Origin of the sequence: Vibrio sp. TH_r3, assembly GCF_033101115.1 — a bacterium.
In the GTDB taxonomy this organism is placed as follows: domain Bacteria; phylum Pseudomonadota; class Gammaproteobacteria; order Enterobacterales; family Vibrionaceae; genus Vibrio.
Genome location: NZ_JAWMPW010000005.1, coordinates 113,612 through 129,112, shown reverse-complemented (window position 1 = coordinate 129,112; position 15,501 = coordinate 113,612). Strand labels below are relative to the sequence as shown.

Below are 15,501 nucleotides of genomic sequence, written 5' to 3'. Positions count from 1 at the left end.
AATGAAGATATTATCTCAATATAGCTAAATAAGTTTTGGGATTATTGGACAATAAATACTAAACTATATCGGTTCAATCTTTATCCGTAATAGTAGTTTATTATAGTAACTCGTACTCACTTTTATAAGTAATTTTATTCTATGAATCAACGTAATGATTTTGACGTAAACGCTTACAATCCACAGTTTGATAAGTCCTTTTTATTACCTAAATATTGGGGGACTTGGATTGCTGTAATATTTGCTTCTATATTGAGTTTTACTCCTGCTGGTTTCCGTCATTGGATAGCAAAGCTTTTCGCTAAACAGGCAGTAAAAATCAACAATAAAGCCAATAAAAGGGCACGTGTAAACCTACAAATGTGCTTCCCTGATAAAAACACTGAGCAAAGAGAAAGTATTCTAGTTGCTTCTTACGTTACGTCCATTTCGTTTCTGTTAAGTTTTGCTTCGTTAACGTTACGCAACAAACAATGGTTAGATGCCAATACCACTATAAATGGTATGGAGCATCTGACATCTATTACCGACAAAGGTGAAAGCGTTATTTTATTGGTGCCACACACTTGGGCAATAGACATTCCTGCTGTTTTGCTTGCATCCAAAGGTCTACCGGTATCTGCCATGGCAAAAGCTCAGAAAAACCCGGTTTCAGACTGGCTAATGCATAAACAACGCGTGCAGTACGGTGGGCGGATTTATGACCGAAGTGGTGGTATAAAACCATTCATCAAATCAGTTCGTGATGGTTACTTAGGTTATTACTTACCCGATGAAGATTTAGGCCCAGAACATAGTGTATTCGTTGATTTTTTTGCGACACAAAAAGCGACCATTTCAGGCTTAGGGCGATTATCTAAACTCAGCCGAGCAAAAATTGTCCCTCTATTTGCTATGTATAATTCCTCAACTGGACAATATCAGTTAGACTTCTATCCTGCACTACCATTTCCAACTGGTGACGAACAGCAAGATGCGAGAATGATGAACCAATGTATTGAAGAATATGTGGGCGATAAGCCTGAGCAATATATGTGGATATTAAGATTGCTAAAAACACGACCAAATGATGGTAAAAATCCATACAGAATAAAAGAACTATAATGTTAAGTGACCGATTTCAGACATTAGATAGCCAAACTCTAATTAAGTTTATTATTTTATTGCCATTAATTTGGTGCTTTAGTGGCATGTACATATTCGCCAATGGAGATAAAATACTTAATGGACTTGTACTTATAGTATTGATAGTTCGCTTTCATTCTTTTGGTTTGCAAGGCATTACAGAAAATATAAAAAATAATAAATTCCTTTGGATTATTATTGCCAACTTATGCTTTGCCGTTGTCGCTTATTTTACTTATGGCATATCATCTAATCGCTTTAGAATGTTAACGTTGGCAATGTTGTACTTATCTATTTTACCTCTGGACTTATTGAAACAGTTATCATTTCGATATTTAACTTGGACGTTGTCAATAAGTGTAATTATATTTCTTTTTATTCAGTATTTAGATGGCCATTTATTCACTAGGAATTGGACTATAAACCCTATTCGAATTGGGGTTATAAGTGCAATATTAGTTAATATGAATATTTATTATTCAATATTGGATACAGATAAAAAAAGTAAGATTGTGTCTGTTTGTCTTGCTATTTTAACCATGCTTCCTCTCATCTCATCTTTATCTCGCTCCACTTGGATTGCATTTGTCATTTGTTTCATTTTTTTAATTTTCAAAATAGTAAACATAAAAAAAATAAACATTAAAATAGTATTAACCTTGTTTATTCTTGCCGTTTCTATGGTTGTCGCTCTAAAAAAACCCATAGAAGAAAGAATCAAGATCACTGCTTGGGAAATAGAACAAATCCAATCAAATCAATTAAATACCTCTATAGGCTTGCGTTTACAAGTATGGAAAATTGGTGCCTATATTATTAAATCTAATTGGCTAACAGGTGTAGGAAATACCGGGCAAATAGAAATAAAGCAGCATCTAGTAAACATAGGTGAAGTTAGCCAAGAAGCAGCTAATTTAGTTCATCTTCATAATCAATGGATCAATGATTTAGCCAAATATGGTTTACTAGGAATAATATTAACCTTACTTCTTATTGTCTACCCTTTGTATGCGTCACGAAATAAAAGCAGTCAAATTCCAATATTAATTCTAAGTTGCATTTATTTAACTATGACCTTAACAGATATGCCTCTAGAACGTTCACATCCACTAGGGTTTTATCTTATTTGCGTTTATTTTTTATTACAAAACCCATCTAAAACCAAGCAAACTAAAGCACTAAAAGGTGAAAAATAATAATGAAATTTATAATTATTAGTGCTGTATATAATATGTCTGAGCAACTAAAACAGAATATAGATATTTTAAAAGAACAAACTCATATTAATTTTGAAGCCTATTTTGGGGATGACTTATCAACTGATGACAGTTGTGAGGTTATAGAAAAAAATATTAAAGATGATAATAGATTTCATTTAATACGCCATACAAAAAAGCTCTACTCCATGGGGAATATCGCTGAGACGATAAAATGTGCCTCTCCTAAAGACGAGGATATTATCGTCCTTGTCGATGGTGATGATGCTCTGGCTGATATAGACGTTCTTAACTATTTAAACTCTGTATATAAAGAAAAAAAATGCTTAATGACGTTTGGTTCATATTCTGTTAATGGAAGGTTAGGTTCAAACTGCACGTCATACCCTGATTATATAAAAAAACTAAACTTATTTCGCTATATTAAATGGCGTGCAAACCACTTGAAAACATTTAAGTATTCTCTGTGGAGAGAGGTAAAACCGGAGTCTTTGACGTTATCAGAAGAAGAGCTAAGAAAAACAATCAAAATTAACTTGTATACTGGACGCATACGAAACTGGTTGGAATTTAAAAAAATAAAGCTGACTGATCTTCTTACAGAAGATGGCCGCTACGTTAGGCGATGTAGTGATAAATACTTAACTTCACCGTTATTAGAATTGGCAGGTAAAAGAGCGTTATTTATTGATAAAGTGCTGTATCACTATTTAGGCCCACAAGGCCCTCATAATTTTGGTAGTAGTGACAAAAAGTGGGCACAACGACTATTACGTGAAGCAATCACCTACAAACCTCGATATAAGAAATTAGAAAAATGAACGTAATATGGGGTGAATAATAATATGGTAACTCCTACTAAAGAACAGCGGGTTATAGTTGATAACTCCCTAATTGAATATGCGTTTTTTGACTATAAAAAACCAATAGTGATTTGCTTCAACCCTGCAGGTATGTTGCTGACATCAAAACAAGTGGAAAACGGTGAGCACGCATGGTGTTATCAGTTTTTACGAAAACAACAAATTAATGTTGTAGCAATAAACACTATTGATGAAAACCATTGGTTTGTTCGACCCAAGTTATCTGACTACCTTAAAGAATTAGCCTTTTCTCTACAACAATTTCCTGAACGATTAGGCTATGGTGCAAGCATGGGAGCTTATGCTATTTCTTGCTTTTCAGAAACATTAAATATCAACCGAGCACTAATTTTTTCTCCTTTGCTTCCACCGTTATCAAATAAAGACCAAACATTTAAAGAGCTAGAATCAACTTTATTCACCTTAATTTATGATCCATTTAATGCTGAAGATAAAGAGATAGCGTTACGTTACCCTAGTCAAACTCACTACCTACATTTTTATGGCGTAGGTCATCAAGTTATTGAATCAATTTCAAATATACATTATTTGAAATTACTTTTTTTATCATTTTATAACAATGAGTTAGACATTGTAGCGTTCTATCGTAAGCAACAAGATAAAAGAAAATTATTACGTTATTATAGTTACATGGATAGGAATCCAACTAGGAAAAACACACTTCGCCGGCGGTTCATTATCAAAAAACACAAAGCCCTATATATGATAAAAAACAGCGACAAAGTTATAAAAAAACTAAAACATAAACTATTAAAAAGTCTTAAGAAAAAAACTCGAAAACATATCAAGTAAGTTTAAAATTAAACTAATATTGCTTACCTAATAAATCGTTATAACAGTGCAACGTCGCTTCAACACCTTGCTCTACATTAAACTTATTGATCACTCGTTGCTTTGCTGCAATACCAAACTGCTTACACAGTGGACGATTATTGTAGAGTGTTAGAATAGCATCAGCCAATGCTGCAACATCACCTGGTGGGACAACTAATCCTGTTTCACCATCGGCAACTAATTCGGCATTTCCACCGGTATCAGAAACAATCGCAGGGACACCGTAAGAGTTTGCTTCTAATACTGCTCGACATAACCCTTCTCGCTTGGTTGTGGGTAGAATGGTTAAATCTGAAGCTGCCGCAACTTCTGGAGCATCAGTTCGATACCCTAACGCATGTATTCTTTCTGGTTTACCGCTTCGCACGATCATTTCCTGAATTTTTTCTGATTTAGGATCGGCTCCTACTAATAATACATCTAGATTAATATCAGCAGGAAGCAACTTAACGGCATCAATCAGCACACTTAAGCCTTTTCTTGGCCTCAAGTTAGCCACTAATGAAAGCTTGAATGAATCTGCATTTAAGTTTAACTCTTCTAAACTCGCCTGAGGCTTTTGGTACCATGATTGATCGTGCCCTTTATAAACGGTGATCGGTTTATTTTTATCACCCCATACATGTTGCTTTAAGTCGTCACGTACTGCATTTGCCACACAAATAATTTTATCTAATCGAGGATGCAGCATCGTCAGGTAGCTAGCAGGATCCAAACGGCTGATGTTGCCCGTTTGTCCACGATAAGCAATAACTTTAGCCTTAGTGCCAATTGCTGCTGTCGCACCATTACTACAAGCTATATTATTGAATAAGTGCAAAATATCGATATCTTTAGATTTAATTAAAGAACGTATTTTGGAAATGGTTGCTAATGAGATTTTTTTATCTAGAGGATCAGTTAACACCTCGATCCCATGCTGCTCAAAATAAGGAATCAACCCTGAATTAGGATTACAGAGAACGGTAACATCAACTTGCCCTGATTTATGCAAGCCAATAATTTGCGAAGCTTCCGGTCGAATGGGGTTGATGTTGCTACGGCTATGATGTGTAACCGCAAGTAGCTTAATTTTTTTCATATTTAATAACTGTATGTATGTTGTTAAATTAAAATGTTAGTAAATGAATATAAGATTTTACCAACCCGAGCCCTTTTTTATCTCAACATTTCTATTTCAGCTACTTTGCCATAACCGAGTCCAAATAGGTAAGCTTACCTCACTACAGCAATGATAAAGCTAGAAATTTTTAGTAATGAGACTTCATTAATTACCAAGGTTTCCAATACCCTATTTTTTTACGCAACTTTAACTCTCGGATTAAATTAAAAGGTTTTCTTTTTAACGATAACTGCTTCCCATTATCTAACATTTTATCTACGGCTTTTAAGACTCGTCTACTCGACTCTCCATCAGTATAGGGATGGATAAACTGACAGTATTTTTCGATCTCTTCCATTAAATCGCTGGGTTTAGATAACGCTAGCTGTATCGACTCTTCTACTTTATCTGCTTGGCTAATATCCAGTAAATGTGGTTGCGGAGCTCGGTTTTTGAAGGTAACAACCGGTTTCCTTTGCAATAAAAACATTAATAATACCGATGAAGTATCACACAACATCACATCGGCCGCTTTCAATAACGGGATCACATTGTCTGTTTCGACAAAGGTTAAATTATCATTTTGTAACTGCTTGTATTTTTCTACCACATCTTCCGGCATTTTGGGATGAAATTGAACCAACCAACGCCAGTTTCCCTTTTTTGACATTGCCTTAACTTGTTCATATAAATGAGGTGCACAAGTTAGATTGCGAGAAAATGTCGAACACATCAACACGGTAGGACGAGTATCTGACTTATCAATATATGGGTTATCGTGATTAACCTTAAATAATGGATCAAGCATAGACCAACCGGTTTCTTTAACAGAAAAATGTCTATGCTCTAAAGCAAGCTCTTGGAATGGCCCCGTAGTTTGCGGACCTTGTGTGCAATACAAATCAAAGCAATTACGAATTTCAAAATGTCTCGCCTTGCCACGACGCACTCGTTTGCCTGAATTAAAACCATGAAAAATATCAACTTTAAGGCCAGGAATAAATCTAGGCACAACATTACCAGGAACCAGAACAACATCAGGATTAAATTGCTTTACCTTTTCAATCGTGTTTAATCTGATTTCATTTTCTCGGAGATAATCTGGATTAACCTCGTCACCTTCAAGAAACCAAGTAACCTCTCCGCCTTGAGCCAGTATTTCTTCTTGTAGTGGACGACAAATAGCGTAGGCGTAATTTTGCGCAATATACAATAGGTAACGACGTTTACGTGCTGTCACTGCAAGCCTCTTCAATTTTTCTGGTTTGTCTGTTTATTCTAACTTAAAATGCGGGCTATTAACTATATAAGTTCTACCCTGTTCCTTTGAAACACACTCTTGGTTAGTGGCATTCGTTTACTCAAATCATATAGTTAAACTATACTCGTGATGATTTACTCACTTGTCGCCTCAATGCAAATGCAATGATTTTGAGCACAACCGTATTGATTGTTATTAATTTCAACTAAGCGCCCATAATTATGCTTATTCGTTTACTTTACACATTGGTTCTTTTTCTCGCCTGCCCTTTTCTTTTAGTTGGCTTATATAGGAAAAAGACCGGTAAACCAACCTTCGGCTCTCGCTGGAAAGAGCATTGGGGGGTAACACCTACAACTCAAGCGCAAAATCCTATTTGGATTCATGCAGTCTCTGTTGGTGAAACCATTGCTGTTACGCCTATTATTAAAGCGATAAAAAAGCAAAACCCACAACAAGCCATTGTATTAACCACCACAACGAGCACTGGCGCACAACAAGCAGAAAAGTTAGCCGATCTTGTTGAGCACAGATATATGCCGATTGATTTTGCGTGGTGCGTGAAAGGTTTTCTGCGTTCGGTAAAGCCTACAAAGCTATTAATTATGGAAACGGAATTATGGCCTAATACATTGCATACCGTCGCAAAATCTAATATTCCGATCACCGTGCTGAATGCTCGCTTGTCAGAAAAGTCTTGTTTGCGCTACGCAAAATTTCAATCTGTATTTAACTTATTAGCAAAAAATATATCTCAAATCCTTTGCCAACATGAAGATGATGCAATGCGTTTCAAACGACTCGGGTTTGCTAATAAAAACCTTCATGTTACAGGTTCGATTAAATTTGATATCAGCATTGCCACTCATATTATGCAGTCTAGCCAAAAATTGAGATCCGAACTAGGTAGCGAAAGACCGATTTGGATTGCAGCCAGCACTCATCAAGGTGAAGATGAAATATTATTGCAGGCGCATAAACGATTATTGAAGTTACAGCCTAATGCGTTGATGATTCTCGTTCCTAGGCACCCTGAACGATTTACTGCTGTGAGTGAATTAGTACAGCAACAAGAGTTAAAAGCCATTACTCGGACAAGCCAACATCCACCACAAGACGATACACAAGTTTATATTGGCGATACAATGGGCGAAATGTTGTTATTAATTGGTGCTGCTGATATTTGCTTCATGGCAGGAAGCTTGTTAGGAGATAAAGTAGGCGGACACAACCTTCTTGAGCCAGCTGCATTGGCTAAGCCACTGATTAATGGGCCAAGCTATTATAATTTTAGCGATATTACTCAACAATTATTAGCGGATAATGCAGTAGTGATTGCGAGTACACCTGACGAGATAGCAGAACAACTGAACCTGATTTTTTCAGATGCAAAACGGTCGCAATCAATGGGCCAAGCAGCATTAAATGTGGTAGAAAGAAACCGAGGCGCACTAGAGAAAACACTGCGTTATTTATAGTCTAATTAAACGTTTTCTATATCTGTAATGTTCTAATTTATACTGAAGTACGTGCTACCTATTTTAAAATGTACAGCCTATTCGAGATATAGAATCGGTCTTGAAAACGCACTGTCCTTTTGTAAGGTAGCATATTAAATTAACCAGAGTAGCCGGCAAGCAATAGCTGCCATTCATTTTCATTCCAATGAATATTTCGCTTACCCTGTTCTTTGAAAAATGAACGTTTTAACCGGTCTAAATTAGATGCTTTCCAAGCATCACCAGATTGAACGGCGCATTTATCAAAATCGATAATCCATACATTTTGTTCGTCATCTAGCAATATATTATGGATATTAAGATCGGTATGATTCACGCTTGCATCGTGCATTTTGCGAATTTGCTGGCCAATATTACAATAGTTTTGTTTGGTTAAGGACTGACGTTGCAATATATCCACTAAGTCATGCGCATTAGGTACTTTCTCACTTAATAAATCAGCGCGATAAATTAACCCTGTTTTCACGGCACGAGCCGCAATAGGTCGTGGCACATTGACACCTGCTGATCGCAATGTGGTTAACAATAAAAATTCTTGATAGCTTCTCGTTTTTTGCCAGCCTTGAAAACAGTACTGGTCACTCACTAGTTTGCCGAATAAACCACCACGACGATAATGCCTTAGCGCACCTTGCAGATTAGCCAATTGAACAAACCAAGTCGTTCCTCGTCCTTTCGCCACACCAACAACCTTATTGTTTACATACCAATAAGGCGCATTAGTACACATCTCTACTGGAACAGATAGAAGCTCTGAATCATACCAAATAGTCTCATTTCCACTTTTATAAATTTGCACCAGTGCCTCTGTTTGAACTTGGTTATTTTGAATATAAGCGTGACGGATTATATTCGAGTTTGGTTTTTTGTTTTTTGTTTTTTGTTTTTTTTTATTAAACATCACAGCCCGCTATTGTATACCACCGACTTTTATCTTGAATAAACTCGCCTTTATTTTTGAGCGTAACCACTTATAACGATAGTTTACATTTAACCATGGCAACTGCATAATTCGCATTACCTACTTTACGAGTAAAGATGTTATGGCTTTATTTTCTTCTGCTCCAAAATCGCTTTGTATATTAAGGCTTTCCGCTATTGGTGATGTTTGTCATGCTATCGCAGTGGTTCAGGCAATTCAAAAATATTGGCCTGAAACCAAAATAACGTGGATAACAGGAAAAATAGAAGCGCAGTTAGTTAGCCAACTGCCTAATATCAATGTAGTTATCTTTGATAAAAAACAAGGCTTTACTGGCATGAAGAAAGTATGGCGACAGCTTTCTGAGCAACGTTTCGATGCACTTTTACACATGCAAGCAGCGATTCGGGCTAGTGCTCTTTCTTTTGGAATTAAAGCAAAATATAAAGTAGGTTTTGGTAAAAATAGAACCCGTGAGGGACAACGATTTTTCACCAACAAACATCTTGCCAATACTGATAGTTTTCATGTTTTAGATAACTTTGCTGAGTTTGCCAAGTATATTGGCGTACCATTTGAATTACCTAGCTGGGATATTCCTATTAGCCAAAGTGATGTTGAATTTGCAAAGAAAAATCTACCCAAACCGCCAACGTTAGTCATTTCACCCGCGGCGAGTAAAGACGAACGAAACTGGTTAACAGAGCGATATGCTCAACTAGCAGATTACGCCTATGAACAAGGATTACACATTGTTTTATGTGGCTCCCCTGCACCAAGAGAAGTAAAGCTAGGTCAACAAATAGAAGCTCTGTGTCAGTGCCCTGTGACCAACTTAATTGGCCAAACCAATTTAATGCAACTCACCTCTGTACTTAAACACACCGATATTGTTTTGGCGCCAGACACTGGGCCCGCTCATCTCGCCACCACTCAGAACACACCAGTTATTGGTTTGTATGCACACAGTAATCCAGTACGAACTGGGCCGTATTATAGCCAGCAATATGTGGCTAGTGTGTATCAGCAACATGTGGAGCAGCAACAAGGAAAACCACTAGAACAATTAAGCTGGGGCACAAGAGCCAAAGGGGAAAACCTAATGCAGGATATTAGTTTAGAAATGGTAAAACAGCGCTTAAATCAGTGGTTAGCCAGCAAAAAGGAACAATGTAATGGATAATCATGTACTTTACCCTGGCACATTTGATCCCGTCACAAATGGTCACATGGATATCATTACTCGAGCAGCAAAAATGTTCGATCAGGTTACCGTTGCGATCGCTTATAGCCCGAGTAAACAGACCATGTTTTCGCTGCAAGAGCGAGTCGATATGCTGCAAGAATCGGTAAAAATGCTTGATAATGTGTCGGTTGAAGGATTTTCAGGGCTGTTAGTTGACTTTGCTAAACAAAAAAATGCCAATTTACTGATCCGAGGCTTAAGAACCACTGTCGATTTCGAATACGAATTTGGCTTAACCAATATGTATAAAAAATTGATGCCTAATTTAGAAAGTATCTTTTTAACCCCAGCAGAAGAGTATGCTTTCCTATCTTCAACGATTGTAAGAGAAGTCGCGATTCATGGCGGTGAAATCGATCAATTTGTGCCTATTCCTGTGGCGATTAAGCTAAAAGAAAAAGCACAAAAATAGCACTTCAACAGCATGGTATTCAAGCTGTAATTGAGTCGAACTGGATTACTGTTCCGGCTGACAAGTTGAGCAAAAATAACTATTTCGTTGTCCTATTTTCAACTGTTGGATACTTTCACCACAGATAGGGCAACCTTCATTTGCTTTACCGTAAACTCTGAGTTCTTGAGCAAAATAACCCGGCTTACCATCCGCTTGATTAAAATCTTTAAGTGTTGTACCCCCCTGCTCTATGGCCGTAGCGAGTACTTGCTTAATTTGTTGAACCAATTCTTGCCATTGCTCAAGCTGCAAAGTACCCGCCGGTGTTAAAGGGTGTATTTTTGCTAAAAATAAAGCTTCATTAGCATAAATATTCCCAACACCAACCACGGTTTTGTTATCCATAATAAACTGCTTTATTGCCACTCGCTTTTTATCCGCTTTTTGCACAATGTAGTCAGCGTGAAAATCCTCTTCTAGCGGTTCTGGGCCCAAACTTTTAAACAGCGTATGCTCTTGATTTCTATCTTGCCATAACCAAGCACCAAAACGTCGTGGATCATTATAACGAAGCAGCGTTCCATCAGTTAACACCAGATCAACGTGATCATGCTTTTTCACTGGATGATTTTCTTTTAATACTCGTAGAGAACCGGACATGCCTAAATGAACAATAATGCTGCCTTTTTCTGTTTTTAAAAGCAGGTATTTTGCTCTACGTCGAATAGTTAAAATAACTTGCCCACTAAGTTGGCTTAATTCTTCAGGAATCATCCATCGTAACTTAGGTTGGCGAATAACAATATGCTTGATGGTTTTGCCAGAAAGGTGGGGCGTAATGCCCATTCGGCTAACTTCAACTTCTGGTAGTTCAGGCATAGTGAATTTTACTCCGTGCGATTAGTTTGTATTAAGTACTATCTATTTGGTTAGGTACTATCTATTTTTATTACGCGCTCTCTTTGTTTATTCATCATCTTTCTTGGTTATTTCTATTTCGTACTTAGAAATACAATCAATAGAGGATAACCAATCACTAATTTGAAATTGGAAATAGGTAGTTTTCATCAACTGAAACAGCGATCCAATGCTGTTGCCAACCTTTCATCAACCAAAAATTAGGGGTTTGATAGTAAGTGACTCTTTGCGGTTCTTCGGTATTTAAATACCATACTTCTAATGTATTCGCTTTAGGCAACTGATCTTTAAGTTGCGAAAATGTATCACTATCAATCTGTGTACCCGCAAGCGCGTGCCAACGCTGTACAAGTTCTAAAGCCGAAATGGTGAGTTCTTTATTCGCGACCCAATCGGTTGCTTCCCTTTGAATAGAGAGTTGCGAAAAATGCATTTCCTTGATATCAGCTTCAGGATTAAGCACATAAGGATAGGTTGTTTGCTCTGGTTGCATAAAGTTTTCTTTAATAATCATCGGCAGATTAAGAATTAACATAAACGCGATAACAGCAAAAATAAGGACATTGTTCCAACCGCGACGAGAGATTTTTTTCATGCAGTAATACCTTAGCACTTGAGTAATTAAACTGAGGACTAATCTAACAAGGAATGACTGAAACTGCTAGGTTGTCGGTTAAGGAGCCGAAAAGAAGAAGTAAGAATAAGATTGATAAAACTTAGCGAACGAAATCAAATTTTGCAAAACATTTATCTAAAAAACAAAAAACCCAGCTATTTAAGCTGGGCTTTTATTGAAACTGTCATCAATTACTTGATTTTTGCTTCTTTGTACATAACGTGCTTGCGAACTACAGGATCAAATTTCTTGATCTCAAATTTACTTGGCATGTTACGCTTGTTTTTATCAGTGGTATAGAAATGTCCTGTACCAGCAGATGAAACAAGTTTAATCTTTTCACGAATGCCTTTAGCCATCGTTCAATTCCTCTTAAACGTTCTCGCCACGAGCACGAATATCAACAAGAACAGCATCAATGCCTTTCTTATCAATAATACGCATACCCTTAGCAGTTAGACGTAGTTTAACAAAGCGTTTTTCGCTCTCTACCCAGAAACGATGCGTTTGTAGGTTCGGCAGAAAACGACGCTTAGTAGCATTTCGTGCGTGTGAACGGTTATTACCCGTTACTGGACGCTTACCAGTTACTTGGCATACTCGGGACATTAAAGTCTCTCCAAAATCGTTTCAGCTCGATATCAACCTTGGTGGCCGAACCTCTCTATCTACTCAATAAGTAAAAACTACTACTAAATAGTACGACTACTAAATAAGTAAAGATTTGAGGTTAAAAACCGCTATGGAAACCCATACAAGGCTATCAAAGGTCGCGCATTATACTAACTTGACGTACATTGCTCAAGACCTGAATAGATCCTTTTACAAGATTTCGTGATCTTTTTTTGAGCAGAGCTGATTAGTGTTCAAAAAATAGTGCGCGAATAATAGCAGAAAATTTGAAAAAGATAAGTGTTTTTTTGATTTTACAGAAATAAGATAGAATTTGATGCTTGTGGCAAGTTTAGCGCGCTACTGGCTTATGCTAAACTTCCTTCCAGTCATCATTTTTGGAATATTGTATGAAACCTATTTTGCCTGAATATAACCAATCGAATGTTTTAGTTATTGGCGATGTTATGCTCGATCGTTATTGGTATGGTCCAACTGGACGTATTTCACCCGAAGCGCCAGTGCCAATAGTCAAAGTAGACAACAATGAAGAGCGTCCCGGAGGAGCAGCTAACGTTGCAATGAATATTGCTTCTTTACGTGGAAATGCACATATTATCGGCTTAACAGGTGACGATGAACCGGCAAAAGTGTTATCCGATACTTTGCATGGCCTCAATATTGATTGCGATTTTGTCACCCTTCCGCAATACCCAACCATAACCAAATTACGCATAATCAGCCGAGGACAACAACTCATTCGGTTAGATTTCGAAGAAAAATTTAAAGATGTCGATCCGCAGTTAATTTTATCCCGTATTGATGCCGTACTGCCGAAAATGAATGCGATTATTTTATCTGACTATGCTAAAGGCGCATTAGAGCACGCTCAATTAATTATTCAAAAAGCACGAGCAGCCAATATTCCTGTATTCATTGACCCTAAAGAAGTCGATTTTGAACGCTACCGAGGTGCAACGCTATTAACACCGAACATGGCTGAATTTGAGTTAAAGGTCGGAAAAGTCCATTCCGATGAAGAGCTGATCGAAAAAGGGTTAGCGTTAGTCGAAGAATTTGATTTAGAAGCGTTACTTGTTACACGTGGCGAACACGGTATGACCTTATTGCGTAAAGATTGCGAACCACTGCATCTTCCTACCGAAGCAAAAGAAGTGTATGACGTAACAGGAGCTGGTGATACTGTCATTTCAGTATTGGCCGCTTCGGTTGCTGCAGGAAAACCGTTAGATGAAGCGTGTGCTCTCGCTAACGCGGCGGCTGGTGTCGTGGTTGGTAAACTGGGTACATCAACCTTGTCCGAAATTGAATTGGCCGAAGCCATTCATGGCAGTCAAGATACAGATTTTGGTGTTATTGGCGAAGACGCATTAGTCGAAGCAGTAAAAAAAGCCAAAGCCAAAGGCGAAACTGTCGTGATGACCAACGGCTGTTTTGATATTTTGCATGCAGGCCATGTCTCTTATCTAAATCAAGCAGCAAAACTGGGTGATCGCTTAATTGTTGCTGTTAATACCGATGAGTCGGTTCGAGGTTTAAAAGGTCCAGGACGTCCTGTTAATCCAACCAATAGACGCATGGCAGTATTAGCAGCTTTGGGTTCTGTTGATTGGGTTGTCCCTTTTAGTGAAGAAACGCCGCAACGTTTAATCTCGGAAGTATTGCCTTCAATGCTGGTTAAAGGTGGCGATTATAAACCAGAACAAATTGCAGGTGGCACCGAAGTTATCGCAGCCGGCGGCGAAGTGCGCGTTCTTAACTTTGAAGATGGTTGTTCAACAACAGAAATAATTGAAGCAATAAAATCGGGCAGTAAGTCGCGTTAATCTCGTAACTAAAAACGGACCACAGCAAAAAGTACGCCTGTGACAAATAGTTGAAGCCTAATACTAATATCGAGTGAATAGCGTTATTCACTCGATACAGTAAACTATTAATAGACGATTAATAAACGACCTTAAAAATAAGTAGCTTAAATTAACCCTCTCTCTGCAAAAGAAAGAACCTCTCCATCCCCCACAATAAAATGGTCCAATAAGACTATATCGACTAAAGCTAAGGCATCTGCAATTCTGACGGTTATACTTTTATCTGCCGAGCTTGGTTCAGTAAGGCCAGAAGGATGATTATGCGCAACGATAATCGCAGTGGCGTTATGAAATAACGCTCTTTTTACCACTTCACGAGGGTAAACCGACGCTCCATCAATCGTTCCTTCAAATAGTATTTCGTCGGTAATAATATGATATTGACTATCTAAATAAAGAAGAAGAAAAACCTCTCTCTGCTTATCTCTCAATCTACTAGACAGATACATTTTAGTATCCTGTGGGCTAGAAATTGCCCCTCCTTTACTTATGGTTTCTGCTAGATAGCGTTTAGACATTTCTAATACGGCTTGTAGCTGAACAAATTTTGCTTCGCCTAAACCTTTATGTTGGCAAAACTCATCTTGATTGCAGCTAAATAGTTTTCGTAACGAACCAAAATCAGCAAGAAGGTAATCAGCCAGCTCTATCACGTTCATACCTTTAATGCCCGTGCGAAGGAAAATAGCTAGCAACTCAGCATCCGATAGAGAATTAGGGCCTCGACTCAGTAATTTTTCTCTAGGACGACACTCCATCGGTATTCGTTTTATATTCATATCTGCTCCTGTGCAACTCAATCACAAATAGCAGATAACAAGCTGGGTGAACACACCAGATAAATAAAATGCGAGTGGTTTAGCCAAACGTAATACTTACTCTGATGATTTTAAATCTGGCGAGTCACATTACAGATATAATATAGCGAGCATAGTAAATTTAATTGGTCACACTGTGTTTG

The 15,501-nt window shown here is 37.7% G+C and carries 16 protein-coding genes; 8 read left to right on the top strand and 8 right to left on the bottom strand.

The window, feature by feature from the left end; genetic code table 11:
• The first annotated feature begins 141 nt into the window (after positions 1 to 141).
• Genes lpxM through R3X26_RS07235 form a run of 4 tightly spaced genes read left to right on the top strand, consistent with a single transcriptional unit; the run spans position 142 to position 4,018 of the window.
• Positions 142 to 1,104, top strand: coding sequence for a lauroyl-Kdo(2)-lipid IV(A) myristoyltransferase (gene lpxM / locus R3X26_RS07250; protein WP_317716550.1), 963 nt, complete (start codon positions 142 to 144; stop codon positions 1,102 to 1,104).
• Positions 1,104 to 2,321: an O-antigen ligase family protein gene (locus tag R3X26_RS07245; protein WP_317716549.1), complete on the top strand. Its 1,218-nt coding sequence runs from the start codon at positions 1,104 to 1,106 to the stop codon at positions 2,319 to 2,321. Before lpxM ends, R3X26_RS07245 begins: the two co-directional genes overlap by 1 nt.
• A 2-nt stretch (positions 2,322 to 2,323) precedes the next feature.
• A complete protein-coding gene (locus R3X26_RS07240) occupies positions 2,324 to 3,163 on the top strand; it encodes a glycosyltransferase family 2 protein (protein WP_317716548.1) in 840 nt (279 codons plus the stop codon).
• Between the two features lie 12 nt (positions 3,164 to 3,175).
• The gene (locus R3X26_RS07235; protein WP_317716547.1) at positions 3,176 to 4,018 is read left to right on the top strand and encodes a hypothetical protein; all 843 of its coding nucleotides are present in this window, start codon (positions 3,176 to 3,178) and stop codon (positions 4,016 to 4,018) included.
• Positions 4,019 to 4,031: 13 nt separating this feature from the next.
• Here the strand turns inward: R3X26_RS07235 and R3X26_RS07230 are convergent, their stop codons facing one another.
• Positions 4,032 to 5,141, bottom strand: coding sequence for a glycosyltransferase (locus R3X26_RS07230; RefSeq protein WP_317716546.1), 1,110 nt, complete (start codon positions 5,139 to 5,141; stop codon positions 4,032 to 4,034).
• Positions 5,142 to 5,331: 190 nt separating this feature from the next.
• Positions 5,332 to 6,402: a CDP-glycerol glycerophosphotransferase family protein gene (locus R3X26_RS07225; RefSeq protein ID WP_317716545.1), complete on the bottom strand. Its 1,071-nt coding sequence runs from the start codon at positions 6,400 to 6,402 to the stop codon at positions 5,332 to 5,334.
• 242 nt (positions 6,403 to 6,644) lie between these two features.
• Here R3X26_RS07225 and waaA point away from each other — a divergent pair, with 242 nt between their 5' ends.
• Entirely contained in the window at positions 6,645 to 7,901 is a 1,257-nt protein-coding gene (gene waaA / locus R3X26_RS07220) for a lipid IV(A) 3-deoxy-D-manno-octulosonic acid transferase (protein WP_317716544.1), read from the top strand.
• A gap of 139 nt (positions 7,902 to 8,040) precedes the next feature.
• Here waaA and R3X26_RS07215 read toward each other — a convergent pair whose 3' ends face one another.
• Complete coding sequence (locus R3X26_RS07215; protein ID WP_411572403.1) at positions 8,041 to 8,745, bottom strand: 3-deoxy-D-manno-octulosonic acid kinase; 705 nt, start codon at positions 8,743 to 8,745, stop codon at positions 8,041 to 8,043.
• A 241-nt stretch (positions 8,746 to 8,986) separates the two neighbouring features.
• Between R3X26_RS07215 and R3X26_RS07210 the strand changes: the two genes are divergently transcribed.
• Positions 8,987 to 10,048 (top strand): glycosyltransferase family 9 protein, encoded by a 1,062-nt coding sequence (locus tag R3X26_RS07210; RefSeq protein WP_317716542.1) that lies wholly within the window; start codon positions 8,987 to 8,989, stop codon positions 10,046 to 10,048.
• Entirely contained in the window at positions 10,041 to 10,523 is a 483-nt protein-coding gene (gene coaD / locus R3X26_RS07205; RefSeq protein ID WP_317716541.1) for a pantetheine-phosphate adenylyltransferase, read from the top strand. The genes R3X26_RS07210 and coaD overlap by 8 nt, the downstream gene beginning before the upstream one ends.
• A gap of 45 nt (positions 10,524 to 10,568) precedes the next feature.
• On the opposite strand, the gene mutM is transcribed toward coaD, so the two are convergent.
• From mutM to rpmB, 4 genes are all read right to left on the bottom strand, one after another.
• Positions 10,569 to 11,384: a bifunctional DNA-formamidopyrimidine glycosylase/DNA-(apurinic or apyrimidinic site) lyase gene (gene mutM / locus R3X26_RS07200; RefSeq protein WP_317716540.1), complete on the bottom strand. Its 816-nt coding sequence runs from the start codon at positions 11,382 to 11,384 to the stop codon at positions 10,569 to 10,571.
• Between the two features lie 157 nt (positions 11,385 to 11,541).
• On the bottom strand, positions 11,542 to 12,018 hold the full coding sequence (locus R3X26_RS07195) for a hypothetical protein (protein WP_317716539.1): 477 nt from the start codon (positions 12,016 to 12,018) through the stop codon (positions 11,542 to 11,544).
• 212 nt (positions 12,019 to 12,230) lie between these two features.
• Complete coding sequence (gene rpmG / locus R3X26_RS07190) at positions 12,231 to 12,398, bottom strand: 50S ribosomal protein L33 (protein WP_317716538.1); 168 nt, start codon at positions 12,396 to 12,398, stop codon at positions 12,231 to 12,233.
• A 13-nt stretch (positions 12,399 to 12,411) separates the two neighbouring features.
• Complete coding sequence (gene rpmB, locus R3X26_RS07185; protein ID WP_004728407.1) at positions 12,412 to 12,648, bottom strand: 50S ribosomal protein L28; 237 nt, start codon at positions 12,646 to 12,648, stop codon at positions 12,412 to 12,414.
• Positions 12,649 to 13,061: 413 nt separating this feature from the next.
• On the opposite strand from rpmB, the gene hldE reads away from it, so the two are divergent.
• The gene (gene hldE, locus R3X26_RS07180) at positions 13,062 to 14,498 is read left to right on the top strand and encodes a bifunctional D-glycero-beta-D-manno-heptose-7-phosphate kinase/D-glycero-beta-D-manno-heptose 1-phosphate adenylyltransferase HldE (RefSeq protein WP_317716537.1); all 1,437 of its coding nucleotides are present in this window, start codon (positions 13,062 to 13,064) and stop codon (positions 14,496 to 14,498) included.
• A 146-nt stretch (positions 14,499 to 14,644) separates the two neighbouring features.
• Here hldE and radC read toward each other — a convergent pair whose 3' ends face one another.
• A complete protein-coding gene (gene radC / locus R3X26_RS07175; RefSeq protein ID WP_317716536.1) occupies positions 14,645 to 15,319 on the bottom strand; it encodes a RadC family protein in 675 nt (224 codons plus the stop codon).
• Positions 15,320 to 15,501 lie beyond the last annotated feature (182 nt).

What these genes read in the sequence shown, in the direction of transcription:
- lpxM (WP_317716550.1), top strand. Translation starts at nt 142, where the DNA reads ATGAATCAACGTAATGATTTTGACGTAAACGCTTACAATCCACAGTTT.
- R3X26_RS07245 (WP_317716549.1), top strand. Translation starts at nt 1,104, where the DNA reads ATGTTAAGTGACCGATTTCAGACATTAGATAGCCAAACTCTAATTAAG.
- R3X26_RS07240 (WP_317716548.1), top strand. Translation starts at nt 2,324, where the DNA reads ATGAAATTTATAATTATTAGTGCTGTATATAATATGTCTGAGCAACTA.
- R3X26_RS07230 (WP_317716546.1), bottom strand. Translation starts at nt 5,141, where the DNA reads ATGAAAAAAATTAAGCTACTTGCGGTTACACATCATAGCCGTAGCAAC.
- waaA (WP_317716544.1), top strand. Translation starts at nt 6,645, where the DNA reads ATGCTTATTCGTTTACTTTACACATTGGTTCTTTTTCTCGCCTGCCCT.
- R3X26_RS07210 (WP_317716542.1), top strand. Translation starts at nt 8,987, where the DNA reads ATGGCTTTATTTTCTTCTGCTCCAAAATCGCTTTGTATATTAAGGCTT.
- coaD (WP_317716541.1), top strand. Translation starts at nt 10,041, where the DNA reads ATGGATAATCATGTACTTTACCCTGGCACATTTGATCCCGTCACAAAT.
- mutM (WP_317716540.1), bottom strand. Translation starts at nt 11,384, where the DNA reads ATGCCTGAACTACCAGAAGTTGAAGTTAGCCGAATGGGCATTACGCCC.
- R3X26_RS07195 (WP_317716539.1), bottom strand. Translation starts at nt 12,018, where the DNA reads ATGAAAAAAATCTCTCGTCGCGGTTGGAACAATGTCCTTATTTTTGCT.
- rpmG (WP_317716538.1), bottom strand. Translation starts at nt 12,398, where the DNA reads ATGGCTAAAGGCATTCGTGAAAAGATTAAACTTGTTTCATCTGCTGGT.
- rpmB (WP_004728407.1), bottom strand. Translation starts at nt 12,648, where the DNA reads ATGTCCCGAGTATGCCAAGTAACTGGTAAGCGTCCAGTAACGGGTAAT.
- hldE (WP_317716537.1), top strand. Translation starts at nt 13,062, where the DNA reads ATGAAACCTATTTTGCCTGAATATAACCAATCGAATGTTTTAGTTATT.
- radC (WP_317716536.1), bottom strand. Translation starts at nt 15,319, where the DNA reads ATGAATATAAAACGAATACCGATGGAGTGTCGTCCTAGAGAAAAATTA.